21 protein-coding genes and 1 tRNA gene are annotated in these 24,774 nt (G+C 70.8%); 3 read left to right on the top strand and 19 right to left on the bottom strand.

Translation table 11 applies throughout. From position 1 onward, the window contains the following. Positions 1–10: 10 nt before the first annotated feature. The 7 genes from IEJ02_RS21240 to pgsA form a co-directional block, all read right to left on the bottom strand. Complete coding sequence (locus IEJ02_RS21240; protein ID WP_137980338.1) at positions 11–763, bottom strand: YebC/PmpR family DNA-binding transcriptional regulator; 753 nt, start codon at positions 761–763, stop codon at positions 11–13. A gap of 314 nt (positions 764–1,077) precedes the next feature. After that, positions 1,078–1,698: a pyridoxal 5'-phosphate synthase glutaminase subunit PdxT gene (pdxT, locus tag IEJ02_RS21235; protein WP_275559298.1), complete on the bottom strand. Its 621-nt coding sequence runs from the start codon at positions 1,696–1,698 to the stop codon at positions 1,078–1,080. Positions 1,699–1,789: 91 nt separating this feature from the next. Continuing rightward, complete coding sequence (gene pdxS / locus IEJ02_RS21230) at positions 1,790–2,710, bottom strand: pyridoxal 5'-phosphate synthase lyase subunit PdxS (protein WP_137980337.1); 921 nt, start codon at positions 2,708–2,710, stop codon at positions 1,790–1,792. A gap of 288 nt (positions 2,711–2,998) precedes the next feature. Beyond that, a complete protein-coding gene (locus IEJ02_RS21225) occupies positions 2,999–3,556 on the bottom strand; it encodes a hypothetical protein (RefSeq protein ID WP_191066308.1) in 558 nt (185 codons plus the stop codon). A 100-nt stretch (positions 3,557–3,656) separates the two neighbouring features. Continuing rightward, positions 3,657–4,817, bottom strand: a complete 1,161-nt coding sequence (locus tag IEJ02_RS21220; protein WP_191066307.1) for a glycosyltransferase family 4 protein — start codon at positions 4,815–4,817, stop codon at positions 3,657–3,659. Further along, positions 4,814–5,776, bottom strand: coding sequence for a phosphatidylinositol mannoside acyltransferase (locus tag IEJ02_RS21215; protein WP_191066306.1), 963 nt, complete (start codon positions 5,774–5,776; stop codon positions 4,814–4,816). Before IEJ02_RS21215 ends, IEJ02_RS21220 begins: the two co-directional genes overlap by 4 nt. Continuing rightward, the gene (gene pgsA, locus IEJ02_RS21210; protein ID WP_191066305.1) at positions 5,773–6,441 is read right to left on the bottom strand and encodes a phosphatidylinositol phosphate synthase; all 669 of its coding nucleotides are present in this window, start codon (positions 6,439–6,441) and stop codon (positions 5,773–5,775) included. Before pgsA ends, IEJ02_RS21215 begins: the two co-directional genes overlap by 4 nt. Positions 6,442–6,647: 206 nt before the next feature. On the opposite strand from pgsA, the gene IEJ02_RS21205 reads away from it, so the two are divergent. Then, the gene (locus tag IEJ02_RS21205; RefSeq protein ID WP_191066304.1) at positions 6,648–8,855 is read left to right on the top strand and encodes an elongation factor G-like protein EF-G2; all 2,208 of its coding nucleotides are present in this window, start codon (positions 6,648–6,650) and stop codon (positions 8,853–8,855) included. Between the two features lie 291 nt (positions 8,856–9,146). Further along, positions 9,147–10,799 carry an AbeC-like domain-containing protein gene (locus IEJ02_RS21200; RefSeq protein ID WP_191066303.1) on the top strand — a complete coding sequence of 551 codons (1,653 nt, stop codon included), beginning with the start codon at positions 9,147–9,149 and terminating at the stop codon, positions 10,797–10,799. 71 nt (positions 10,800–10,870) lie between these two features. On the opposite strand, the gene IEJ02_RS21195 is transcribed toward IEJ02_RS21200, so the two are convergent. The 4 genes from IEJ02_RS21195 to IEJ02_RS21180 all read right to left on the bottom strand — a co-directional run bounded on the left by IEJ02_RS21195 (position 10,871) and on the right by IEJ02_RS21180 (position 15,560). After that, positions 10,871–11,437, bottom strand: coding sequence for an HIT family protein (locus IEJ02_RS21195; RefSeq protein WP_191066302.1), 567 nt, complete (start codon positions 11,435–11,437; stop codon positions 10,871–10,873). Positions 11,438–11,528: 91 nt separating this feature from the next. After that, entirely contained in the window at positions 11,529–13,508 is a 1,980-nt protein-coding gene (gene thrS, locus IEJ02_RS21190) for a threonine--tRNA ligase (protein ID WP_191066301.1), read from the bottom strand. 271 nt (positions 13,509–13,779) lie between these two features. Beyond that, positions 13,780–14,982, bottom strand: a complete 1,203-nt coding sequence (locus tag IEJ02_RS21185; protein WP_191066300.1) for a hypothetical protein — start codon at positions 14,980–14,982, stop codon at positions 13,780–13,782. Then, positions 14,982–15,560, bottom strand: a complete 579-nt coding sequence (locus IEJ02_RS21180) for a DUF4365 domain-containing protein (RefSeq protein ID WP_370467095.1) — start codon at positions 15,558–15,560, stop codon at positions 14,982–14,984. The genes IEJ02_RS21185 and IEJ02_RS21180 overlap by 1 nt, the downstream gene beginning before the upstream one ends. 160 nt (positions 15,561–15,720) lie before the next feature. Here IEJ02_RS21180 and IEJ02_RS21175 point away from each other — a divergent pair, with 160 nt between their 5' ends. After that, a complete protein-coding gene (locus IEJ02_RS21175) occupies positions 15,721–16,446 on the top strand; it encodes a 3'-5' exonuclease (RefSeq protein WP_137980330.1) in 726 nt (241 codons plus the stop codon). Between the two features lie 174 nt (positions 16,447–16,620). On the opposite strand, the gene IEJ02_RS21170 is transcribed toward IEJ02_RS21175, so the two are convergent. The 8 genes from IEJ02_RS21170 to IEJ02_RS21135 form a co-directional block, all read right to left on the bottom strand. Further along, entirely contained in the window at positions 16,621–16,992 is a 372-nt protein-coding gene (locus IEJ02_RS21170) for a VOC family protein (RefSeq protein WP_191066299.1), read from the bottom strand. A 111-nt stretch (positions 16,993–17,103) separates the two neighbouring features. Further along, positions 17,104–17,178: transfer RNA gene (locus IEJ02_RS21165), tRNA-Val, on the bottom strand. Positions 17,179–17,244: 66 nt separating this feature from the next. Continuing rightward, on the bottom strand, positions 17,245–17,754 hold the full coding sequence (locus IEJ02_RS21160; RefSeq protein ID WP_191066298.1) for an SRPBCC family protein: 510 nt from the start codon (positions 17,752–17,754) through the stop codon (positions 17,245–17,247). 40 nt (positions 17,755–17,794) lie between these two features. Further along, complete coding sequence (locus IEJ02_RS21155; RefSeq protein ID WP_191066297.1) at positions 17,795–20,542, bottom strand: exo-rhamnogalacturonan lyase family protein; 2,748 nt, start codon at positions 20,540–20,542, stop codon at positions 17,795–17,797. A 75-nt stretch (positions 20,543–20,617) separates the two neighbouring features. Then, on the bottom strand, positions 20,618–21,229 hold the full coding sequence (locus IEJ02_RS21150; RefSeq protein WP_223864170.1) for a YesL family protein: 612 nt from the start codon (positions 21,227–21,229) through the stop codon (positions 20,618–20,620). Positions 21,230–21,248: 19 nt separating this feature from the next. Further along, positions 21,249–22,106 carry a carbohydrate ABC transporter permease gene (locus IEJ02_RS21145; RefSeq protein ID WP_191066295.1) on the bottom strand — a complete coding sequence of 286 codons (858 nt, stop codon included), beginning with the start codon at positions 22,104–22,106 and terminating at the stop codon, positions 21,249–21,251. 115 nt (positions 22,107–22,221) lie between these two features. After that, a complete protein-coding gene (locus IEJ02_RS21140) occupies positions 22,222–23,226 on the bottom strand; it encodes a carbohydrate ABC transporter permease (protein ID WP_191066294.1) in 1,005 nt (334 codons plus the stop codon). Between the two features lie 11 nt (positions 23,227–23,237). Further along, complete coding sequence (locus IEJ02_RS21135; RefSeq protein ID WP_191066293.1) at positions 23,238–24,518, bottom strand: ABC transporter substrate-binding protein; 1,281 nt, start codon at positions 24,516–24,518, stop codon at positions 23,238–23,240. Between the last annotated feature and the right edge of the window lie 256 nt (positions 24,519–24,774).

The raw sequence follows: 24,774 nt of genomic DNA, 5'->3' as shown, positions 1-24,774 counted from the left end.
CGATCCGCCGTCAGGCGTCCACCTTGGCCATGACCTCGTCGGAGACGTCGAAGTTGGCGAAGACGTTCTGCACGTCGTCGCTGTCCTCGAGGGCGTCGATCAGCTTGAAGATCTTGCGCGCGGCGTCTTCCTCGAGCTGGACCTGCATCGTGGGCACGAAGTTGGCATCGGCCGAGTCGTAGTCGATGCCCGCCTCCTGGAGGGCGGTGCGGACCGCGACCAGGTCGGTGGCCTCGCTGATGACCTCGAAGGACTCACCGAGGTCGTTGACCTCCTCGGCGCCCGCGTCCAGGACCGCGCCCAGCACGTCGTCCTCGGAGAGCTCGCCCTTGGGGACGATGACGACGCCCTTGCGGTTGAACAGGTACGACACGGAGCCCGGGTCGGCCATCGAGCCGCCGTTGCGCGTCATGGCGACGCGGACGTCGGAGGCCGCGCGGTTGCGGTTGTCGGTCAGACACTCGATGAGCACGGCCACGCCGTTGGGGCCGTAGCCCTCGTACATGATCGTCTCGTACTCGGCGCCACCGGCCTCCAGACCGGCACCACGCTTGACCGCGCTGTCGATGTTCTTGTTCGGGACCGACTGCTTCTTCGCCTTCTGGATGGCGTCGAAGAGCGTCGGGTTGCCCTCCGGGTCGGCACCGCCCATCCGGGCCGCGACCTCGATGTTCTTGATCAGCTTCGCGAAGAGCTTGCCGCGCTTGGCATCGATCACGGCCTTCTTGTGCTTCGTCGTAGCCCATTTAGAGTGGCCGGACATCCGCCTGTCTCCTTCGCGTAACCCATTGCTGTACGAACGCCTGAGATCCTACCGGGACCGGCCCAGCCCGCGGCGCGGACCGCCCTCCCGGCCGAGCGCTATGCGCCCCGCACCATGCCCTCCCGTCTCCCACCACCGCCCTCAACGGGGCGCTACGCGCGCCGCACCATGCCCTCCCGTCTCCCGCCACCGCCCTCAACGGAGCGCTACGCGCGCCGCACCATGCCCTCCCGTCTCCCGCCACCGCCCTCAACGGAGCGCTACGCGCGCCGCACCATGCCCTCCCGTCTCCCGCCACCGCCCTCAACGGAGCGCTACGCGCGCCGCACCATATCTACGAAGAGCCGGTGCACCCGGTGGTCGCCGGTCAGCTCGGGGTGGAACGAGGTCGCCAGGACATTGCCCTGCCGGACGGCGACGGTGTGCCCGTCGAACGTCGCGAGCACCTCGGCACCGCCGCCCACGGACTCGACCCACGGCGCGCGGATGAAGACCCCCTCGACCGGGCCGTCCTCGATGCCCTGGATGTCGATCTCGGCCTCGAAGGACTCGTTCTGGCGGCCGAAGGCGTTACGGCGCACGATCATGTCGATGCCGCCGATGGTCTCCTGGTCGTCCCGGCCGTCGAGGATCTTGTCCGCGAGCATGATCATGCCCGCGCACGTACCGTACACCGGCATCCCGGCCCGGACCCGCTCGCGCAGCGGTTCCAGCAGCCCGAAGATGATCGCCAGCTTGGACATGGTGGTCGACTCGCCCCCGGGGATCACCAGGGCCTCGACCTCGGCGAGCTCCTCGGGCCTGCGGACCTGCCGGGGCGTGGCCCCGGCCGCGGTGAGCGCGGCGAGATGCTCGCGGACATCGCCCTGGAGGGCGAGCACACCGATCACGGGGGCGTCGGGGGTGGACGTAGCCGGTATGGACGACGTAGTCACGGAAGCGAAGACCTCTCGAACGTCAGGGGCACCACGCGCCGGACCGGTGGGCCGGGGCGCGTGGTGCCATGTGGTGCCGTACGGGCGCCGGTTACCAGCCGCGGCTGGCGTAGCGCTCGGACTCGGGGAGGGTGTCGCAGTTGATGCCGACCATGGCCTCGCCGAGGTTCCGGGACGCGTCCGCGATGACCTTGGGGTCGTCGTAGAAGGTGGTGGCCTTCACGATCGCGGCGGCGCGCTTGGCCGGGTCGCCCGACTTGAAGATGCCGGAGCCCACGAACACGCCCTCGGCGCCGAGCTGGCGCATCAGCGCGGCGTCGGCCGGGGTGGCGACGCCACCGGCGGAGAACAGCACGACCGGCAGCTTGCCGGTCTGCGCGATCTCGGCGACCAGCTCGTAGGGGGCGCGGATCTCCTTGGCGGCCGCGTAGAGCTCGTGGTTGTCCAGGCCGCGCAGCCGGGCGATCTCGCCCTTGATCTGACGCAGGTGGCGCACGGCCTCGACGACGTTGCCGGTACCGGCCTCGCCCTTGGAACGGATCATGGCCGCACCCTCGGCGATCCGGCGCAGCGCCTCGCCCAGATTGGTGGCTCCGCAGACGAACGGGGTGGTGAAGGACCACTTGTCGCTGTGGTTGACCTCGTCGGCGGGGGTGAGCACCTCGGACTCGTCGATGTAGTCGACGCCGAGCGACTGCAGCACCTGCGCCTCGACGAAGTGGCCGATCCGCGACTTGGCCATCACCGGGATGGAGACGGCGTTGATGATGCCCTCGATCATGTCCGGGTCGGACATCCGGGCCACGCCGCCGTCCTTACGGATGTCGGCCGGCACCCGCTCGAGGGCCATGACCGCGACGGCACCGGCGTCCTCGGCGACCTTGGCCTGCTCGGGGGTGACGACGTCCATGATCACGCCACCCTTGAGCTGCTCGGCCATACCGCGCTTGACGCGGGCGGTGCCGGTCGCGGGGGCGTCGGAATTGGACGTGCTGGCGGGCGTGATGGACACGGTTTGACCTCACTCGATAATGAAAAGTGCGATGAGCCCATCGTAGGGCCGTTCGATACCGGTACATGACCCGGCCATCTGGTCCAGGTCACGAGCGTGCGTGCTACACGAATGACAAAACCGCGTGGGTGCGGGGATCGGCAAGGGCCAATCGAAGGCCGGTGGCTCGAAGCGACCGGTGAATCCTCGGTACGCGAAGGGCGGTCACCCCCTCGGCACAGCGCCCTCGGCGCAGGACCCCCTCGGCGCAGGACCCCCTCGGCGCGGGGCCCCCTCGACACGGGCCCCTCAGCGATCGGCTTCCTCGGTGCCCGGCACCCGCCCGAGCGCCGCCGGGGGCTCGTCGTCCATCTCGAAGGCGAGCGGGAACGGGGCGTGGCCCGCCAGCCGGAACCAGCGCACCGTCCGATGGCGGCGCAGCGCCCGCGCCGCGCGCACCGCGTCGTTGTGGAACCGCCGGGCCATCGGCACCCGCCTCACCGCCTCCGTGAGCTCCCCCAGCGCCTCCTCGCCGCCCGGCGCCTCCCGTACCGCCTCGGCCTGGGCGCTGTCCTCGAAGACGGCCCGCAGCGCCTGGCTCAGCTCGCTCTCGGCGACCTCGCGGTGCTCCTCCTCGGACTGCCGGGCGGCGTGCGCGGCCTGGTACAGCACGATCGAGGCGGCGGGATCGAGCACTCCGGCGGTGGCCAGCTCCTGGGCGACGGAGGCACGCCTCAGCAGCTGCGCGTCCAGTGCGGCCCGCGCCGCGTCCAGACGGCTGTGCAGCCGGTCGAGGCGTCCCGCGGTCCAGCTCAGGTAGACGGCGATGACGACCAGTGCGACCGCGATCCAGATCAAGGTGCTCACGGCCCGCCACGCTACCCCCTGCCGCCCCCGACGTCCGGGGTGGAGCTCAGCCGCGCACCGCCGCGCACGGCGGTACGCGGCGCCTCAGGGCAGGTCCGTCCTAGTCCCGCGCGAGCCCCAGCCGCGTCCACAGCCGCGTGCGGTCGTCGGCGGCCACGGACGCCGCCCCGTCCGTCACCGTCTCGTAGACCGCGAGGATGTCCGCCCCCACCGTCGACCAGTCGAAGCGCCGTACGTGCCGGCTGCCCCGCTCCCGCAGCTCGGCCAGCCGCCGCTCGTTCCCCAGCAGCCGCACCGCGGCGGCCGCCAGGGCGTCCGCGTCCTCGTTGGCGAACAGCTCGCCCGCCGCCCCTCCGTCCAGCACCTGGGCGAACGCGTCCAGATCGCTGGCGAGGACCGCGGCCCCCGCCGACATGGCCTCGACGAGGATGATGCCGAAGCTCTCACCGCCCGTATTGGGCGCGATGTAGACATCGACGCTGCGCAGCAGCCGCGCCTTGTCCTCGTCGCTGACCATCCCCAGGAACTCCACGCGCTCCCGCAGCGGCGCGGGCAGGTCGGCCACGGCCTCCTTCTCGTCGCCGCGCCCGGCGATCAGCAGCCGCGCCCCCGGCCGGGCCTCGAAGATCTTCGGCAGGGCGCGCATCAGCACCGGCAGCCCCTTACGGGGCTCATCGATCCGGCCGATGAAGCCGATCGTCTCCCCCTGCCACTCCTCCTTCGGCTCGGCGTCGGCGAAGAAACCCACATCGACGCCGTTGGGGATGACCACCGCGTCCCCGCCCAGGTGCTCCACCAGCGTCCGGCGCGCGTACTCGCTCACCGCGATCCGCGCGCTGATCTTCTCCAGCGCGGGCTGGAGGATCGGATACGCGGCGATCATGGCCCTGGAGCGCGGATTGGAGGTGTGGAACGTGGCGACGATCGGCCCCTGGGCCGCCCAGCAGGCCAGCAGCCCCAGCGAGGGCGAGGTGGGCTCGTGGATGTGGATGACGTCGAAGGCGCCGTCGTGCAGCCAGCGGCGCACCCGCGCGGCCGACAGGAAGCCGAAGTTCAGCCGGGCCACCGAGCCGTTGTACGGCACCGGCACCGCGCGCCCGGCGGAGACCACGTACGGCGGCAGCGGCGTCTCGTCGTCCGCCGGGGCCAGCACGGAGACCTGGTGGCCGCGCCGGATCAGATGGTCGGCCAGATCGCGGATATGGAACTGGACGCCGCCTGGGACATCCCAGGAGTACGGGCAGACGATCCCGATCCTCAAGGCTTCTCCATTTCAGGGCGTCCGGGGCCGCGAGGATTTCCGGGCCCCCCGGGAGTGCCGGGACCTTCCGGGCCGCGGTCCAGATCCGCGAGCCACAGCCGCTGCAGCATGTGCCAGTCCTCCGGGTGCTCGGAGATCCCCGAGGCGAAGGCGTCGGCCATCTCCTGGGTCATGACGGTGATCCGCTCCGCGCGGTTCCCGTCCCCCGGCACCTCGACCGGCGGATGCACCCGCCCCCGCATCACCGGCGACTCGTCGTACCAGAGGGTCACCGGCAGCAGCAGGGCGCCGGTCTGGAGGGCGAGCGCGGCGGGCCCGGCCGGCATCTTCGCCCGCTCGCCGAAGAACGACACCTCCACGCCCGAGGCCGACAGATCGCGGTCGGCCACCAGGCACACCAGACCGCCCGCGCGCAGCCGCCGCGCCAGCGTCCCGAAGGCGCTCCCGCCCTGGTGCGGCAGCACCTCCATGCCCAGCCCCTCGCGGTAGGCCACGAACCGGTCGTACAGCGACTCCGGCTTCAGCCGCTCCGCGACCGTGGTGAAGGGCACCCCCAGGTGGGTGGTCACCCAGGCCCCGGCGAGGTCGTAGTTGCCCATGTGGGGCAGCGCCAGGATCACGCCCCGGCCCTCGGCGAGACCGTCCACCAGATAGTGCACGTCCTTGACGTCGAAGCCGCCCCGTATCCGCTCCGGGCTCCACGCCGGAAGCCGGAAGGACTCCATCCAGTAGCGCAGGTACGAGCGCATGCCCGCCCGCGACAGCTCGGCCAGCCGCCGGGGCGAGGCGTCCGGCACCACGCGTGCCAGATTGGCCTCCAGGCGCAGCACGCCCTTGCCGCGCCGCTTCCACGTCTGGTCGGCGATGCGCTGGCCGAGCGCCACGGCGACCGGCTCCGGGAGCTTCTTGACCGTGCTCCAGCCGAGTCCGTACAGCGCGTCGGTCAGCCTCTCCTTCACCGCGCCTCGCCCCCCTGGGGCACCGCCCGCTCCCCCGCGTCCGCCTCGGCGGCCTCCCGGCGCACCGTCACCACCCGCTGGACGAGGGTCACCGCGCTGCCGACGGCCACGATCCACAGCGCGATCGGGAGCAGGATCTCGATATGCGGCACGCCGAACGTGTGCAGCCCCGAGAAGCCGCACGCCACCAGCGAGATCACCAGCCGCTCGGCACGCTCCACCAGCCCGTTGACGTTCACCGGCAGGCCGATGCTCTCGCCGCGCGCCTTGGTGTACGAGACCACCTGGCCGCTGGCGAGGCAGAAGATCGTCACCGCACACAGCACATTGTCGTCCCCGCGGCCCGCGTACCACAACGTCAGACCGCCGAAGATCGCGCCGTCGGCCACCCGGTCCAGCGTGGAGTCGAGGAACGCGCCCCACCGGCTGGAGCGCCCCAGCTGCCGCGCCATATTGCCGTCGACCAGGTCGGAGAAGACGAACAGCGTGATGACGACGGTGCCCCAGAAGAACTCCCCCCGGGGATAGAAGACCAGTGCGCCCGCGCACACGCCGGCCGTGCCGGTGAGGGTCACCGCGTCGGGGCTGACCCCGAGACGGATCAGCAGGGCGGCGAACGGTGTGAGAACACGCGTGAAGAATGCACGCGCGTACTTGTTCAGCATGGCCTTCCCGGGGGGTCGAAACGGGCCGGGTGGTCAAGAGGCCACCGGCGCGCCCATCGTAGCCACGCCCCGGAGGGGCGCCGTGCACCTGTCGGACAGCTCCGCGACCCCGCGCGCGGTACGGCCGCATGTGTGACGTATGGACGCACCGTTACAGGGGTGGAAAGCTCGAAGTATCGCAAGGTGTCGACCGGGAGGCGAGACACATGGGCGACAAGACGAGTACGCACCCAGGGGCCGCCGGAAGGGCAGTGGCGGCCGACCGGCCCAGCTCCCTGCGGAATGTGGTTCTGGTCGGCCACAGTGGGACCGGGAAGACGACGCTGGTGGAGGCCCTCGCACTGGCGACGGGCGCGGTCAACCGAGCGGGCAGGGTCGAGGACGGCGGCTGTCTCTCGGACTACGACAACATCGAGCACCGGCAGCAGCGTTCGATCCAGCTGTCGCTGGTCCCCGTCGAATGGGGCGGGATGAAGATCAATCTCCTGGACACCCCGGGATACGCCGATTTCGTCGGGGAACTCAGGGCCGGTCTGCGAGCGGCGGACGCGGCCCTTTTCGTTGTCTCGGCCGCCCAGGACGCCCTGGGCATCACCGGGGCCACCCGCATGATCTGGGACGAGTGCGCCGCGGTCGGGATGCCGCGCGCCATCGTGATCACCCACCTCGAAGCGGCCCGCGCCAGCTTCGAGGAGATGACCGAGTTGTGCCGGGACAGCTTCGGCGGCGACGACCCCGACGCCGTACTGCCGCTGTACCTGCCGCTGCGCGGCGAGCCGGGGCCGGACGGGCACGCCCCCGTGACCGGGCTCATCGGGCTGCTCACCCAGCGGGTCTTCGACTACTCCTCGGGGGTGCGCACCGAATCGCCGCCCCGGGAGGACCAGCTGCCGCTGGTCGAGGAGGCCCGCGGCCGGCTCATCGAGGGGATCATCGCCGAGAGCGAGGACGAGACCCTCATGGACCGCTATCTCGGCGGTGAGGAGATCAACGTCAAGACGCTGATCGAGGACCTGGAGAAGGCCGTCGCACGCGGCAGCTTCCATCCCGTCCTGGCGGCGGCGCCCGCCGCGGCGGGGTCCAAGCAGGGCCTGGGCACCATCGAACTGCTGGACCTGGTGACCGGCGGCTTCCCGTCCCCGCTGGAGCGCGAGACGCCCACCGTCACCACCCCGCAGGGCGCCACGCGCCCGCCGCTGAGCTGCGATCCGGACGGTCCGCTGGCCGCCGAGGTGGTCAAGACCTCCTCCGATCCGTATGTCGGCCGGATCTCCCTGGTGCGGGTCTTCTCCGGCACCCTCCGCCCCGACGAGACCGTCCATGTGTCCGGACACGGTCTGGAGGACCGCGGCCATGAGGACCACGACGTGGACGAGCGGGTCGGCGCCCTGTCCGCGCCCTTCGGCAAACAGCAGCGCACCCTCCCCCAGGCCATCGCGGGCGATCTGGCGTGCGTGGCCAAGCTGACCCGCGCCGAGACCGGGGACACGCTGTCGTCCAAGGACCAGCCGCTCCTGATGGAGCCCTGGCAGATGCCCGATCCGCTGCTGCCGGTGGCCATCCAGGCGCACAGCAAACCGGACGAGGACAAGCTGTCGCTGGGCCTGTCCCGGCTGGTCGCCGAGGACCCGACGATGCGCCTGGAGCAGAACCCGGACACCCATCAGGTGGTGCTGTGGTGCCTGGGCGAGGCGCATATGGACGTCGCGCTGGAGCGGCTGCGCAGCCGGTACGGCGTCCAGGTGGACGCGGTGCCGTACCGGGTCTCGCTGCGCGAGACCTTCGCGGGCAAGTCCGCCGGGCGCGGTCGCCACGTCAAGCAGTCCGGAGGGCACGGCCAGTACGCGATCTGCGAGATCGAGGTGGAGCCGCTGCCGGAGGGCTCGGGCATCGAGTTCGTGGACAAGGTCGTGGGCGGCGCGGTGCCCCGGCAGTTCATCCCGTCCGTCGAGAAGGGGGTGCGCGGCCAGGCCGCGCGCGGCGTCGCCGCCGGGTACCCCCTGGTCGATGTGCGGGTCACGCTGCTGGACGGCAAGGCGCACTCGGTGGACTCCTCCGACGCCGCCTTCCAGACGGCGGGCGCGCTCGCGCTGCGCGAGGCGGCCGCCGACGCCCGGATCGACCTGCTGGAACCGGTGGTGGAGCTGGGCGTGCTGGTCTCGGACGACTATGTCGGGGCCGTGATGAGCGATCTGTCCGGCCGGCGCGGCCGGGTCGTCGGCACCGAACAGTCCGGCGGTGGACAGACCTTGATCAAGGCGGATGTGCCGGAGATCGAGATCGGTCGGTACGCGGTCGATCTGCGATCGCTTTCGCATGGCACGGGACGGTTCAGCCGCTCCTACGCCCGGCATGAGCCGATGCCCCACCAGCTGGCCGAGCGGATGCGCGAACAAGTGACCGCCGGAGCGTAGTTCACTGCCCGTCCGTGGCGTAGCGCACGGCCGTGTCACGGCCCGTCCGTGGCGTAGGTCACGGCCCGCCCGCCCCAACCGCGCCGGGGCGGGCGGGCCTTCGCCGTCGGCCGTCCACCGGCGGTTCCTCGCGCGGTTCCTCGCACCGTTCCTCGGCGGTTCCTCAGCGGTTCCTTGCGCGGTCTTCTCCACGAGGGTTTTCCACAGGCCGCACACGCCCTGGCGACAGGCGGTGCACACCCCGGATACGCTGAGGTCGCAGCGCAAGAGCGTGCCGTATTGGGGGCGTTGGTGACGGACGGATTCGACTTCAGTCCCGGGGCGCAGGTTCCCCTGTCGGGAGCGGCGGGACAGACGGCGGCGACGCAGGCACTCGCCTCGGCCGCCTACCGCGACGACCCCGTGGCAAAGTTGCTCGACGCCAATTCGGAGTGGACGGTCTCGGAGGTCAAGAAGCCGAAGATCTCGCTCTTCGAGCCGAACCTGGGCGAGGCGTTCGCGCGCGCCGTCCAGCTGAGAATGCTCGGCGGCGGCCGGAAACAGGTCATTCAGTCCTTCGGCATAGAGCCGCAGACGGTCGTCGAGCACTGTCTGGCCGCCAACCGCATCCGCAAGACCCGGGACGCCCGGCTCACCGCCGTCATGGTGGTCTTCGGACTGCTGTTCCTGCCCGGGACGCTGCTGTGGCTCGGCGCCTTCCAGCTGCGCCGCTCGGTCGCCGGGGCCCAGGACAAGCGGATGGGCGCGCTCGGCACGGCCCTGCTGGTGGCGCTCGGCGTGATGGTCGTCATCTTCCTGATCAAGCTGCCCTTCGGCGGCTTCTGGGGGATCTATCTCCGGGGCGTCGTGGTCGCCCCGGTCATCGGCTGGTACATCGCCAAGCAGATCTGCGAGCGCACCGCCAAGGACCTCAGGGACTCCTGGGACGGGCTGCTCTCCGGCGGCGGCGTCGGCGCCAAGGTGCCCGAGACGGTGCCCAACCACCCGGGCCAGACCGCCGCCGAGGAGCTGCGCAAGGCACTCCACAAGCTCACCGCCGAGCAGTACAGCAATGTGGTCTTCTACGCCGGCCCCAAGGGCATATTGGGCATGGGCACCCGCTGGGGCAGCTGGCAGCTGGCCGAGGACCTGGTCTCGGCCGATCCCGACAAGGAGATCGACCCCTTCCGCAGCTGGGACGTCATACGGGCGATCCACGACCAGCTGCGCATGCTGGAGCGCACCCCGCTGCACACCGGCGGCTTCCCCACCCCCTCCGTGCGCCACTGGGTGGTCTCGCCGATCGGCGAGGGGGCCAAGGCGGTCGAGCGCGGCGGCACCTCCGAGGAGGAGGGCTTCCAGATAAAGGGCGTCGATCTCCAGCGGATCTGCGACACGCAGCAGTTCGGCGCGGGTGACCGGCACTACCTGGGTGTGCAGTTCGTGCTCTGGGACGGCCAGTTGGTGATCACCTTGATGATCACGGTGACCCTGCTGCACAAGACGCTGCGGATCGAGGTCACCGGGCATGCGCTGGGGCCGGTGCACCCGCTGTTCACCAGCAAGCCCTCGGCGCCCTCCAAGACGGTCGCCAAGACCTTCCGGTTCTGGGAGACCAAGTCCATACCGCTGCCGCTGGTGAACGCGAAGGAGGTCGTGCGGCTGGCCGCGCGCGCCCCCTTCACCTGGTACCCGCCGATACTGGACCACCTCGGGGGCAAGCTGGTGCTGCCCGAGCCGTTCGGTCTGCGGCACGCCTGGGCGGACAAGCCCTGGCGCCACCGCTTCATGGCGGACGACGCGCTGCGCGCCGCGACCCCGGTGCTGCGGGTGGTCCATGAGGCGGCCATCGGGGTGCTCAAGCACCACGGCGTGGACACCGAGCGCTTCGGCAACCGCTCGCTGACCCTCAGCGGCCAGGTCCAGGACGCGGCCCCGAAGAAGGCCGATCTGTACGACGCGTAAGGGCACGACGCGCATGGCAGACGCTCATGGGCCGGGCCCTGGCCGTGCGGCCGGGCCCGGCCCATGAGCCGTCAGGCCCCCGGCTGGGGCCAGGCGTCGGCGAGCAACCGGCGGGTGTCGGCGAGGAGTTGCGGCAGTACCTTGGTCCTGCCGATCACGGGCATGAAGTTGGTGTCCCCGCCCCAGCGCGGCACCACATGCTGATGCAGATGCGCCGCGATCCCGGCACCGGCCACGGTCCCTTGGTTCATGCCGATGTTGAAACCGTGCGCACCCGAGGCGGTACGCAGCGCGGTCATCGCGGCCTTGGTGTATTCCGCGAGCTCCACCGTCTCCTCGGCGGTGAGCTCCGTGTAGTCGGCGATGTGCCGGAACGGGACGACCATGAGATGGCCGCCGGTGTACGGATACAGATTGAGCACGGCGTACACGGACTCGCCACGAGCGATGATCAAGCCGTCCTCGTCGGACTTCTCCGGAATGGAGCAAAACGGACAGCCATCGCCCGCACCCGGGCCGGTCGGCTTGTTCTCCCCCTGGATGTAGGCCATCCGATGGGGCGTCCACAGGCGCTGGAACGCGTCAGGCGTCCCCACTCCGATCTGCTGTTCCGGCTCACTCGTCATGCGGGCCAGCATATTCGCCCCGCAGGGGTGAGGAAGAGCCGAGGGGCGGCCCTGGTCAGGGCCGCCCCTCGGAATCCTGGCCTCCGTGGAGACCGCTGAGGAATCAGACCTGGATCCGGCGCTCCACGGCGTCGGCGATCTCGGCCAGCGCCTGGTCGATCGGGATGCCGTTCTTCTGCGAGCCGTCGCGGTAGCGGAAGCTCACCGCGCCGTTCGCGACGTCCTCGTCACCGGCGATGACCATGAACGGGATCTTGGACTTCTGCGCGTTCCTGATCTTCTTCTGCATCCGGTCCGAGGACGAGTCCACCTCCATCCGCAGGCCCTTCGCCTTGGCCTGCGCGGCGAACTCCTCCAGGTACGGCACATGGGTGTCGCCGATCGGGATGCCGACCGCCTGGACCGGGGCGAGCCACACCGGGAAGGCGCCCGCGTAGTGCTCCAGCAGCACCGCGAAGAAGCGCTCGATCGAGCCGAAGAGCGCCCGGTGGATCATGACGGGCTGCTGGCGGGAGCCGTCCGCCGCGGTGTACTCCAGCTCGAACCGGGCCGGCTGGTTGAAGTCGACCTGGATGGTCGACATCTGCCAGGTACGGCCGATCGCATCCCGGGCCTGGACCGAGATCTTGGGACCGTAGAAGGCCGCGCCGCCCGGGTCCATGACCAGCTCCAGACCCTGCTTCTCGGCGGCCTTGCGCAGCTCGTCGGTGGCCTCTTCCCACTGCTCGTCGCTGCCCATGAACTTGTCGGAGTCGTCCCGGGTGGACAGCTCCAGGTAGAAGTCGCTCAGGCCGTAGTCGCGGAGCAGGTCCAGCACGAAGGTGAGCAGGTTATCCAGCTCATCGGCCATCTGCTCCTTGGTGCAGTAGATGTGCGAGTCGTCCTGGGTGAAGCCCCGGGCCCGGGTCAGGCCGTGGACGACGCCGGACTTCTCGTACCGGTAGACCGTGCCGAACTCGAACAGCCGCAGCGGCAGCTCGCGGTAGGACCGCCCGCGCGCCCGGAAGACCAGGTTGTGCATCGGGCAGTTCATGGACTTGAGGTAGTAGTCCTGGCCCTCGAACTCCATGGGCGGGAACATGCTGTCCATGTAGTGCGGCAGATGGCCGGAGGTCTCGAAGAGGCGCGCCTTGGTGATGTGCGGGGTGTTGACGAACTCGTACCCCGCCTCCTCGTGCCGCTTCCGCGAGTACTGCTCCATCTCCTTGCGGATCACGCCGCCCTTGGGGTGGAAGACCGCGAGGCCCGAGCCCAGCTCGTCGGGGAAGGAGAACAGGTCCAGCTCCGCGCCCAGCTTGCGGTGGTCGCGCTTCTCGGCCTCGGCGAGGAAGTCCAGGTACGCCTTCAGCTCGTCCTTGGTCGGCCAGGCGGTGCCGTAGATCCGCTGGAGCTGGGGGTTCTTCTCGCTGCCCCGCCAGTACGCGGCGGCGCTGCGCATCAGCTTGAAGGCCGGGATGTTGCGTGTGGTCGGCAGGTGCGGACCGCGGCACAGGTCCTTCCAGCACAGCTCGCCGGTCTTGGCGTCGAGGTTGTCGTAGATGGTCAGCTCGCCCGCGCCGACCTCGGCGGACGCGCCCTCGGCGGCGTCCGCGGCCGACCCCTTGAGCCCGATCAGCTCCAGCTTGTACGGCTCGGCGGACAGCTCCTCGCGCGCCTCCTCGTCGGTGACCGCGCGGCGCGAGAACCGCTGCCCCCGCTTCTGGATCTCCTGCATCTTCTTCTCGATGCGCTTGAGGTCGTCCGGGTGGAACGGGGTCTCGACGTCGAAGTCGTAGTAGAAGCCGTCCTTGATCGGCGGGCCGATGCCGAGCTTCGCCTCCGGGAACAGCTCCTGCACCGCCTGGGCCATGACATGCGCGGTGGAGTGGCGCAGGATGTCCAGACCGTCCTGGCTGGTGATCTCCACCGGCTCGATCTCGTCGCCCTCGGCCGGCTGGTACGCCAGGTCCTTGAGCTGCCCGCCCACGCGCGCGGCGACGATCGAGCGGTCACCGGCGAAGAGGTCCGCCGTCGTAGTGCCCGTGGCCACCACGCGTTCTTCCCGCTCGGAATCGCGTTGGATGATCACACGGACGTCTGACACCGGTCTCTCCTGACTGATGGATGGCTCCGCGCGGCGAATGCCGCGCAGCGTGAATCGTACCGAGCCGACGGGCGGGACCGCGAAACGGTTGTGGACCCCGTCACCGCGCGGGCACCGCGCGGGGTGACCCTCGCCGCACACCGCCACCGCCCGCGCGGGCCGTCGGAGGGACGCCGTCACCCCGCGCGGGACCGCCGGACGGACGCCGTCACTGCCCGGGGCGACACTCGGGGCGGCGCGCGCCCGACGCCATCACGGGCCCCGGCGGCGGTCAGGGACCGCCGCCGCACGCCTCCTCGAAGAAGTCCAGGTTCTCCTGGAGCGACTTGACCAGCCGGTCCCGCTCCGCCTCGTCCACCTGGACCGGGGTGACGCCGCCGGCTCCGCTGAGCCGCCGGAAGCCGCCGCGGCTCTCCAGCCGCCCCCGCACCCGGATCGGCAGCCCCACCAGATGGGCATGGCCGGCGATGCGGTAGTCCTCCTCGTCCAGGGTGATCCGCACCTGCGCGACCTCCGCCCCGGAGAGCACCCGCAGCCGCACCGTCCCGGGACCGCCGGGGCCGGTACGGCGCAGCCGGACCACCGCACCGGTGAGGCACACCGGCACGGACGGCTCATCCCGGACATAGCGGGCGCCTGCCTCCCTCAGCCCCGGGAGGTCGCCGGGCGAGAACTCCACCGGATCGGGCCGGGCGGCGAACCCCGGCGGCGGACCGGCGGCCGGCGACCACTCCAGCGCCACCCGCGCCCCCTCCGTGCCCTGGACCAGCGCGATCACCGCCTCGGTCAGCTCCCGGCTGGCCCCCGCCGCGACCGCCGCGTCATACGCCTCCATGCCTCCGGTCGTCCGGTGGTAGTCGGCGGCGTCCCGGAGGGCGTACAGCGCGCGCAGCAGCGTGACGGCGGTGGCGCGGCCGTCGTCCTCGACGGGCACGAAGACGGTCAGCTCACGGCCGCCGGACTCGGCGCCCGGGGGCCCGGTCAGCACCCGCTCCAGGGACGCCTCGGCGGCGCGGCGGTGCCGGGCGCCGTAATAGCCCGCGCGGCCGCGGGCGGCGAGCGCTCCGGCCAGCAGGGTGTCGCGGGCGGCGGCGCGCAGCCGCTCCTGCGCGGTCCAGGCGGAGGTGCCACCGGGGGATTCGGGCACCTCGCGCCGCCAGCGGATCTCGTCGCTGGGCACGGCGAGGCCGGTGAGCACCTCGCGGGCGGAGGGCGCGGCGCTGCGGCTGAGCGCCACCAGCGCCTCGCCGAGCAGATCGCCGCTGTCGGGGAAGTCCCGGCTCTCGGGCACCAGCAGGCTGGTGCCGCCCGCGAGCCGGCCCGGCGGGGTCCAGCGGGCGTAAGCCCCCGGGGCGCCGCCGCGGCGGCGCCAGCCGTGCCGGGCGAGCAGGGCGCCGAGGACGGCCGGATCCACCTCGTCGGGGCGCGGGACCGGCAGGGGTGCCGGGGCGTCCTGGGGCCATGGTCGGTCCATCACGGTCTCCCTCCCGCCCCGACCCGGGTCATGATCTCGCAGAGCGCGCGGTCGTCGAAGATCCGCGAGGTCGGGATCCGCACGGTGGTCCGGCGGCGGCCCGTGACCGGGTGGCCGGCCAGATTGATCCAGTAGCAGCAGTGGCGCAGGGACAGCCGGTCATGCCCGGCACGCAGCCAGTCCTCCCGGCCGCGCGGCACGATCATCACCACGAGGATCTTGTGCACGGAGACCGGGCTGCGGGCCAGCTTGACCAGGTGGTCGTTGTCGAGCGTGAAGGCGAAGGTCGGCCCCGGAGGGTCCGGCGCGATCTGGTACGTGGCCTTGAGCTGCACCTTGATGGTGACCTCGTCGTCCACGGCGTGGCCGCGGGCGCTGTGGCTGACGTGCCAGTCGATGCCGTGGTCGGGGAAGGGCTGGGCCAGTGAGCAGCCCGCGGCGGCGGCCACCGCGTGCAGATAGCCCACCTGAAGGGTCTCCATACAGGCGGTGGTGGCGATTTGGCCACGCACGGGAGGTGATCCGCTCAGGGCAAGGCCGCTCGCCGTCGGGGCCGGGTCGGGTGCTGCGAGCGTCATGTCCGTGACGCCTTCCGGTCGTCGCCGGCTTCGTACACCTGTGTTGTCTCCGCGTCAGGACCTCGGCAAACAGCGGCGGTTCGCGGTCCTCCCTCCGGGTATCACCTGGTCGGGGCGGGATCAGATGTCATCGAGGGGAAATGCACGAGGAGTTGAGGCCATGCCGTCCTGGTTCGAGGGACCGCTCGCCGCCTTTGACACGGAGACCACGGGTGTCGATGTCGAGCATGACCGGATCGTATCGGCGGCCCTGGTGGTGCAGCGCGGGACCGGAAGTCTGCCGGAGATCCGGCGCTGGCTGGTGAGTCCGGGCGTGCCGGTGCCGCCGGCCGCCACCGAGATACACGGTCTGACCGACGCCCATCTCCAGCGGCACGGCAGATGGCCGGCGCCGGTGGTGGACGAGGTGGCACGGGCGATAGCGGAGCAGGTCACGCGGGGCACCCCGCTGGTGGTCATGAACGCGCCGTTCGATCTGACCCTGCTGGACCGGGAGTTGAAGCGGCATCGCAACTCCAGCCTGGCGGGCTACCTTTCGTTGCGCTCGATGACCGTTCTGGATCCGCGGGTGCTGGACAAGCATCTGGACCGCTATCGCAAGGGCCGCCGCACCCTGATCGATCTGTGCGGGCACTACGGCGTGGAGCTGACCGGCGCGCATGACGCGGCGGCGGACGCGGCGGCCGCACTGCATGTGGTGCGGGCGGTGGGCCGCCGGTTCGCCTCCCGTCTGGAGCCGCTGACGCCCACCGAGCTGCACGCCCGCCAGACGGTCTGGTATGCGGCGCAGGCGCGGGGGCTGCAGGCGTGGTTCGCGCTCAACGGCTCGGACGAGGTCTGCGATCCGGCCTGGCCGCTGCGTCCGGACCTTCCGGCCGCGGCCTGACGTTCGGACGCGGCGCGCGCTTGACGACTCAGGGCCGGCGCGCGCTTGACCGCTCAGGCGCGGCGCGCGCTTGACGACTCAGGCGCGGCGCGCTTGACCGCTCAGGCTCGGCGCCTGCCTGACCGCTCAGGCTCGGCGGACTGACGGTCAGGTCCGGCGCGGCGCGCCTGGCGCTCAGGCCCGGCGGAGCGAGAAGGGGTGGCCGGCCGGGTCGGAGTAGATCCGTACGTCGCGCGGGCCACCGTTGTTCTTGGTGTCCAACGGCCGCGCGCCCAGGTCGACGACCTGGCGTTCCGCGGCGTCGATGTCCTCCACCAGCAGGTCCAGATGCGCCTGCTGGGAGTCGTCGGGCCGTGGCCAGCTCGGCGGGGCGAAGCCGTGGTCCCGCAGGAAGGCCATCCGCGATCCGCCGGGTGCGACGATCTCGACCCGGTCGGGGGTGGTCAGCGGCTGGAGCTCCGCGCCGAGCACCCGGGCGTAGAACTCGGCGAGCTCTTCGGGTTCGGCACAGTCCAGGGTCAGGACGGCTGCGGTCGCGACGGCCATGAGTTCCCCTCCACATCGTCACCCACGGAAGTTCTATCCGGTTACCCCGCTCCTGGCCGTACAAGCACGAAATGAGGCCGGGCCGCCTGCTGGCGGCCCGGCCTCATGGGGTGGTGGGCGATACTGGGTTCGAACCAGTGACCTCTTCGGTGTGAACGAAGCGCTCTCCCACTGAGCTAATCGCCCGGGTTGTTCTCTTCGGGGTCTCCCCGGCGGAACGACCTGAACAATACAGGTCGCGGCGGGTTTGGTTCAAACCGTGTTTCCGCCGGAGGGCCCGGAGGCCGGGCCGGGCGGCGCCCCGGCCGGTCCGGCGGGCCGCGCGGCGAGGTACGCCCGCAGCCCCCGCAGCCCGGAGCGCATCATCAGGGCGTGGTTGGCCCGGAAGACGGGACGGCCCGGGAGCGCGAGACGGCGCAGCAGCGGCTTGCGGGCCACCACCTCCTGTTCGAAGAGGGCGCGGGTGCCGGTCCCCTGGGGCAGCACCGTCCACCGCGCCCACCCCTCCAGATCGCCCGCGAAGCCGATCTCCAGCACGCCGTCCGCCGGGTCCTGCCGCGCCTCGCTGACGATCAGCCGGAGGTCGTACGGGACGAGGGAGCGGAAGCGGGCGGCGCCGCTGCGCTCGTCGATCCGCCGGACCTCACGGACCTGGGGCCACCACCGCGGATAGTCGTCGCCGTTCGCCAGTACCGCGAAGACGGCGGCGGGCGGAGCGTCGAGGTCCCATCGGCTGCGGAAGCGGTAATGGCACCAGTCCATGCCCTCAGTGTGGTCCGGCCGTGACGGCGTGGCCAGCTGACTAGCCCGGCAGCTTGTCGCCGACGAGCGCGAGGTTCTGGATCGCGGCGAGGCCGTACTGGGCGGTGGCGTTGGTGCTCACCCAGGCCGCCTCGACGCCGGGCTCCAGCACGTCCGGGCCCTCCACCTTCACCGACTTCCAGCTGACGGTGGCATCCGGGTAGCCGTCGCCCTCGTGGTATTCGGTGAACTTCTGCCAGGCGCGGGCGGCCAGCTTGTCGTCCTCGAGCTGGACGGCGGCGTAGGCGTCGAGTCGGGAGTGGCCCTGGACCAGGATCAGCGAGCCGAAGTCGGTGCCGTAGCGGGCCTTCTGCTCGTCCTTGGTGGCGTTGAAGTAGCGGCAGTAGTCCAGCCACGCCTCCTTGAACTCCGGCAGGTCGATGAGGTCGATCACCTCGGCGCAGACCTCGACCAGGCCGAAGACCGCGGACAGATGGGAGACGCTGACCTTGGGCCGGTCGGCGATGGCGTACTTGCCGGTGTCGAGGTCGTACAGGCCGCTGCCCTGGACGAAGCCGTTGGGCTGGGCGGCGATGGTCTCCATGGTGGAGCGCAGCCGCGCCTCGGCCTTCTCGGCCTTCGGGCCGCGCCGCTCCCATTCGGTGAGCCAGGCCCCGGCGAGGCCGCTCCAGTCGGTGCCGAAGCCGATGTCCAGGGCGTGCGGATCGGGCTCGTAGTCGGGGTCCTCGCGGACCTTGCGCTGTGGATCGAGGACGAGGAAGGTCTCGTCGGAGTCGACGAGGGCGTGCATGATGTCGCCGATCCGCTCGTCCGCGGTGAGGAAGTAGTAGTAGCGGCGGTACAGGGCGGTGGAGATGCGCTGCTGTTTGGCGCTGTCGGCGAAGTGCTGGACGCCGTGGCGGGTGCCGAGCCCGGCCCACTTGCCCAGGTGGTAGGCGTCGACCTCGCCGGTGTGCCGGGTCAGGGACTCGGCGAAGCGGAAGATGTCGGAGCGGCCGGAGCGCAGATACGCCAGCCACAGCCACAGGTCGGGCGAGAGCTCGGAGTTGTCCCAGGCGTAGCCGCCGACGTCGTACCGCCACTGGTGCCGGTCGCCGTCGTAGGTGTGCATGATGTCGCCGTAGTCCCAGAAGCCGTACCAGCGGCGCTGTTCGACCTGGCCCTTGTGGTAGTCGAAGAGGAAGTCCAGCCGGTCCTCGATCTTCGCCTTGGCGGGGGTGGAGCGGTCGACGGGGGCGAAGAGGCCGCCGAAGACCTTGGCGCGGGCCAGGTGGGCTGGTCCGGCGGCCAGTTGGGGCGGGGTGCGCACGGCGGCGGCCTGCCGGACGAGGGTGTCGGCGTCGGGGGTGGCCGCGTTGGCCCAGAAGGTGAGTTCGCTGGTGCGGGCGATGCCGTACGGGGTGCCGAAGCCGGGCTCGTAGTCCTCGTAGGTGATGTTGAGGCCCTCGAGCTGTTCGGAGTAGGTGTCCTGGCCCATGCCGTCGTGGTAGAAGCGCAGGTCCATGGGCTGGGCCTCGGGCGACCAGAGCCACAGGGTGACCTCGGCCTCGTCCCCGGCGGCGCCGCGGATGTCCAGCTGGGCCGGGAACTTCTCCCAGAAGTCGCGCAGTCCGAAGGAGAGTCCGCCGCTGACGCCGCCGACATAGCCGAAGCCGTTCGCCCGGCCGCCGCCGCCCGCCGCGATCCAGCCGTGGCCGGGCTTGGTGCGCTTGCGCAGGGTGAAGCCGTCGGCGGAGAGCTGGGAGAGGGTGTAGTCGCCCCAGGTGGGGATGAGGTGCAGCCGCGAGGTGACGCGCTGGTCCCAACCGGCCGGGTCGGGCAGCTTCTCGCCCTTGACCTGGGCGGTGCGGACGCCTGAGCCGGGGTCGCGGCGCAGCCCGGTGATGCCCTTGACGGCCTCGGTGAGGAACCCCTTGCCCTCGCCCGCGATGCGGATGTGGCGGTCGTACGCCTCGTCGCGCATCGGCACGGAGAAGCGGACGCCGAGGCCGCGGATGAAGTCTTTGTTCTGGTCGCCGTCGAAAGTGATCGTGTGCACCATGCGGAACGATTCGGCGCCCGCGTAGAAGTAGAGCCGGACGCTGAAGGGGAGCCAGGCGCGGCGGCCCTTGCGGTGCTTGCCGTCGATGCGGACGACGGCGCGGACGGGGCCCTTCTGCTCGACCTTCGCCCCGCTGATCTCGCCGTCGAACCGCTCCCACTCGGCGCGGCCGTGGTCGCCGTCGTCCACGTCGCCCTGGCGGAGCAGGACCAGCCGGCCGTCGCGGGCGATCTCGGTGGAGCCGCGGGTGACGGAGCGTACGAGCTGCTTGCCGTCCTTACCGATGACGGCCCTGATCACCCCGGTGTCGACGGTGATCCTGCCGCCGCTCTCGGAGACGGTGACCTTCCTCGCGGGCGCGGCGGGCGTGCCGGGGGTGAGCCGGTAGGCGCTGCCGGTGAGGCCCTCCCCCGCCGCGTGCGCGGTCCACTTCAGCGAGCCGTCGGGCCAGTACGCGGTGGCCCAGGTCTGCAGGGGCACGTGGGTGCCGTCGGCGGTGGTCAGCGCGAACGTCCGGTCGCCGGGGTGGGCGCCCTTGGGCCAGGGGACGCCGAAGGTGGAGCCCGCGGCCGCGCCCAGGCCGCCGTCCTCCAGCCAGGTGATGTCCACGGGCTCGGCGGCGGCCTTCCCGGCGGGGCTGTCGGCGGCGGCCTTCGGGGCGGTTTGGGCGAGCAGCCAGGAGAACGGCACGGCGGCGCCGGTGGCGGCGGCGGCCTTGAGGAGGGTGCGTCGGGGGATCGGGGGCATGTCCGCTTCACCTTTCGTACGGGGGCAGGTGCATGACATGAGCGCGGCAGCGCGTTGAGGAGGGGCGGCGCCGGGTCAGACGCGGGCGCGGCGCTCCACCGCGACCGCACAGCCCGCGAGGGCGCCCGCCGCCGGGGCGATCAGCGGCAGCATCTGCCAGGCGGCCACGGCGAGTACGGCGAGCCCGCCGATGAGCAGCAGCGATCCGCCGGGGTCGACGGCCAGCCCCTGACGCGCGGCGGTACGGGCGGCGGCCGCCCAAGCGGTGCCGGGCCGCCGTGAGGCCGCCGTCCGCAGCCCGAGGACGACCACCGCGAGCAGGCCCGCCACGCTCACGGCGATCAGCGCGGGCCCGCCGGGCAGGGCCCCGGAGCGGGCCACCCGCAGGTCGAAGGCGAGCAGCGCGAGCGCCGCCCACCACAGCAGGGAGAACCGCCAGCCGCTCCGGGTCGCCTCCCGCAGCCCGGCCAGGAAGTCCCGCCAGGTGGACCGCTCACCGTCCAGATGGCGGCTCAGGTGCGCACAGCCGGCGGCGAACGCGGGCAGCAGGGTGATCACCGGCAGGGCGGCGAGCACCACCCAGACGCCGGTCAGCAGGCATTCGGCGAACAGCGCGAAGCGCAGCCGGCCGCGCGCGGGGCGCCGTACGGCGGCTCCTCCCCCGGCTTCCGGCCCGGCGGCTCCCATGGCTCTCCCCATGACGGCCTCAGCCCTTCAGCCCGGAAGTCGCCGCGCCCTCGACCAGATAGCGCTGGAAGGCCAGGAAGAACAGCAGCACCGGCAGCAGGGCGACCATCGACATGGCGACCATGCCTCCGTAGTCGGCGACGGAGTCCTGGTCGATGAAGAGCTTCAGGCCCAGCGAGACCGTGTACTTGTCCGGTTCGTTGAGGTAGAGCAGCGGCCCGATGAAGTCGTTCCAGGACCAGATGAAGGTGAAGATCGCGCTGGTGATCAGGGCCGGGCGGCACAGCGGCAGCACGATGTTCCAGTAGATGCGCGGATGGCCACAGCCGTCCAGACGGGCCGCCTCGTCCAGTTCCCGCGGCAGCCCGCGCATGAACTGCACCATCAGGAAGACGAAGAAGGCGTCCGCCGCCAGGTACTTGCCGAGCAGCAGCGGCACATAGGTGTTGATCAGGCCCAGCTTCTGGAACAGGATGTACTGCGGAATGATCAACACCTGGAACGGCAGCAGCAGGGTGGAGATCATGAGCGTGAACAGCGCGCCACGCCCCGCGAAGCGGATCCTGGCGAAGGCGTAGGCCGCCAGGGAGCAGGAGAACAGCACGCCGATCACCGAACCGACCGCCAGCAGCAGCGAGTTGGTGAAGAAGGTCGAGATCGGCACGTCGGCGATGCCGTCGCTGAGCCGCCGGTAGTTGTCGGTGATCGGATCGGTGGGCAGCAGCTGGAGGCTGCCGATGATCTGGTCACCGGGCTTGAACGAGCCGCCGATCACCCACACCACGGGGTAGAGGATCACCGCCAGCACGGCGAGCGCCCCCACATGCCAGATGACGGACCGTGCACGCCGCCGCCCGACCGCCACAGAAGCACTCACGCCTCCTCCCGCTCAGTCCCGGCGCGCTTCCCTGCGCGGACTTCCTTCGTCACTGCTCGCTCCTTCGTCGCTGCGCGGCTCCTCAGTCCAGCCCGCGCGGCGCGCCGGGACACGCTCACTTGGCACCCTCCTCCTCGTAGTGCACCCAGCCGCGCTGGGTCTTGAACAGCACGGCGGTCACCAGGCCGATGCCGAGCATCAGCATCCAGGCCATCGCGGCGGCGTAGCCCATGCGCAGATTGCGGAAGCCCTGCTCGTAGAGGTACCAGCCGTAGACCAGCAGGGAGTCGCCCGGTCCGCCGGTGTTGGTGCCCGACCCCGCGATCACCACCGCCGAGGTGAAGACCTGGAACGAGTGGATGAGCTCCAGCAGGAGGTTGAAGAAGAGCACCGGCGAGATCATCGGCAGGGTGATGGACCGGAACCGCCGCCAGCGGCCCGCGCCGTCCATCGCGGCGGCCTCGTACAGCTCACCCGGCACCTGTTTCAGCCCGGCCAGGAAGATCACCATCGGCGCGCCGAACTGCCAGACGGTCAGGGTGATGAGGGTGGGCAGCGCCCAGTCCGGGTCGCCGATCCAGCCGCCGACGTCCCAGCCGAAAAGACTCATCGACTTGTCGACGATCGCGTCGTCGTTGAAGATCGCCCGCCAGACGATGCCGATGCTCACACTGGCGCCGATGAGCGAGGGGGCGTAGAACGCCGAGCGGTAGAAGCCCTGGCCCTTACGGGGCTTGACCAGCAGCAGCGCCACGGCGAGCGCCGCCGCCAGCTTCAGCGGGGTGCCGATCAGCACGTACTTCAGCGTCACCTGGACCGAGGTCCACCAGCGGTCGTCCTCGAAGAGGTCCTGGAAGTTCTTGAACCCGATCCACTTCGGCGAGTCGAAGAGGTTGTAGTCGGTGAACGCCAGATAGAGCGAGACGAGCATCGGGCCGAGGGTGAGCAGCAGGATCCCGACGCACCAGGGCGTCAGGAAGAGATAGCCCGCGAGGGTCTCCCGACGGGCCTGCCGCCGCCCCGCCGCCGGGGCGGGGCCGGTGCCGGGGGCGGCCTTCTCCGGGGTCGCCCCATCGGGAGGCCGCACTCCGTCCGCCGCACGCGTCGTGGTCGGTGTCACGGAAGCTCTCCTCACGAGCCGAGCGCGGACTCGGCCTCGCTGAAGAACTGGTCGACGGCCTTGCCCATCGAGCTCTGCCCCAGCGCGACCTGGGTGTAGATCCTCAGGAAGGCGGCCTCGGCGACATCGGCGCCGGCCGGGTGCGGGGTGATCGGCTCCAGCTTGCCGCTCACGCTCTTCTCATACGCGGCGATCTTGGCGTCGACGCCCTGCGGCTTGTAGGCGTCGTACTGGGCGGTGGTCGCCGGGATGCCGCGGTTGTAGCCCATGATCTTGCCCACCTCGGGGTCATGGGTCATGAAGTCGATGAACTCGGCGACTTCCTTGGGGTGCTGGGTGCGGGCGGAGCCGCTGAGCATCAGCGAGGAGAGGTACTGGCCGGTGCGCTTGCCGTCCGTGGTCGGGATCGGCCCGAGGTCGAGGGTGGTCTTGGTCTCGGCGGCGAAGCGGACCAGGAAGTTGTCCCAGGTGAACTCGGAGGCCGACAGATCGGCGCTGATCGACGCCTTGGGCTTGGCCTGCTCGGACTTCTTGCCCGGCACCAGCTCGTCGGCCTTGGCGTGGCTCTGCCAGCGGCCCCACCACTCGGTGAGGTCGTCCTTGGTGAAGCCGAGCTTGTTGTCCTTGGTGAAGAACGCCTTGCCGTTCTGCCGCAGATACAGGTCGTAGAGGTACATCACATTGGCGTTGTCGCTGGCTCCGTAGAGCGTGCCGTCGCTCTTGCGCACCTTCTTGGCGGCCGCGAAGAAGTCGTCCCAGGTCCATCCGTCCTTGACGGTCACTCCGGCCTTCCGATACGCCTCCGGGTTGTAGAAGAAGGCGAAGGTATTGGCGCCGACCGGCACTCCGAGGAGCTTGCCGTCGATATCCCCGGCCTTCTCCAGCCCGTCGCGGAATCCCTTCAGGCTGAGATTTCCGGCGTCGGCCTGACCGTTCAGATCCAGCAGGAGGTTCTTGTCGCCGTATTTGCGCAGGAAGGCATAGGAGTTCTGGAACACGTCCGGGGCGTTTCCGCCCGCGGCCTGGGTATTGAACTTGCTCCAGAAGTCGGTGTATTCGGAGAAGTCCGTCTTGACCTTGATGTTCGGATGTTCCTTCTCGAACAGCTCGACCGTCTTCTGGATCAGCTCCGCACGGTCCTTGGCACCCCACCACGAGTAGCGGATGGTCACCTTGCCGTCTCCGGAACCGCTTCCCCCGCCACAGCCGGTGGCCAGCAGCCCCAGCGCGGCCACCAGGGCCGCGGCCGCCCGGGCCCCTCTCGCCCTCGCCGTCCATCGCCCAGCACCCATGACACGCCCCTCCCGGGCAGGTCGTCCGACTGCCCCCGCTAGCTTGAAACGTTTTAGGCAAGCGCTTGCCGGGACAAGTTAGGGACCAATGAGGCGTACGTCAACGGTTCGGACAGGATCACTCAGGATCGGGGTGAAGCGCTTCGACGAAAGCGCTTGGGAGGGTCGCGCCGAGCGCTTGGCACCGGACACCTCGCGTGATGCGCCGCGGACACCTTCGGACAGGCACCCCGAGACCTTCCGTCCCGCATGCCGG

It is taken from the genome of Streptomyces sp. 5-10 (assembly GCF_014712245.1).
GTDB lineage: Bacteria > Actinomycetota > Actinomycetes > Streptomycetales > Streptomycetaceae > Streptomyces > Streptomyces violaceusniger.
This window is presented reverse-complemented; position numbering and strand designations above follow the sequence as displayed.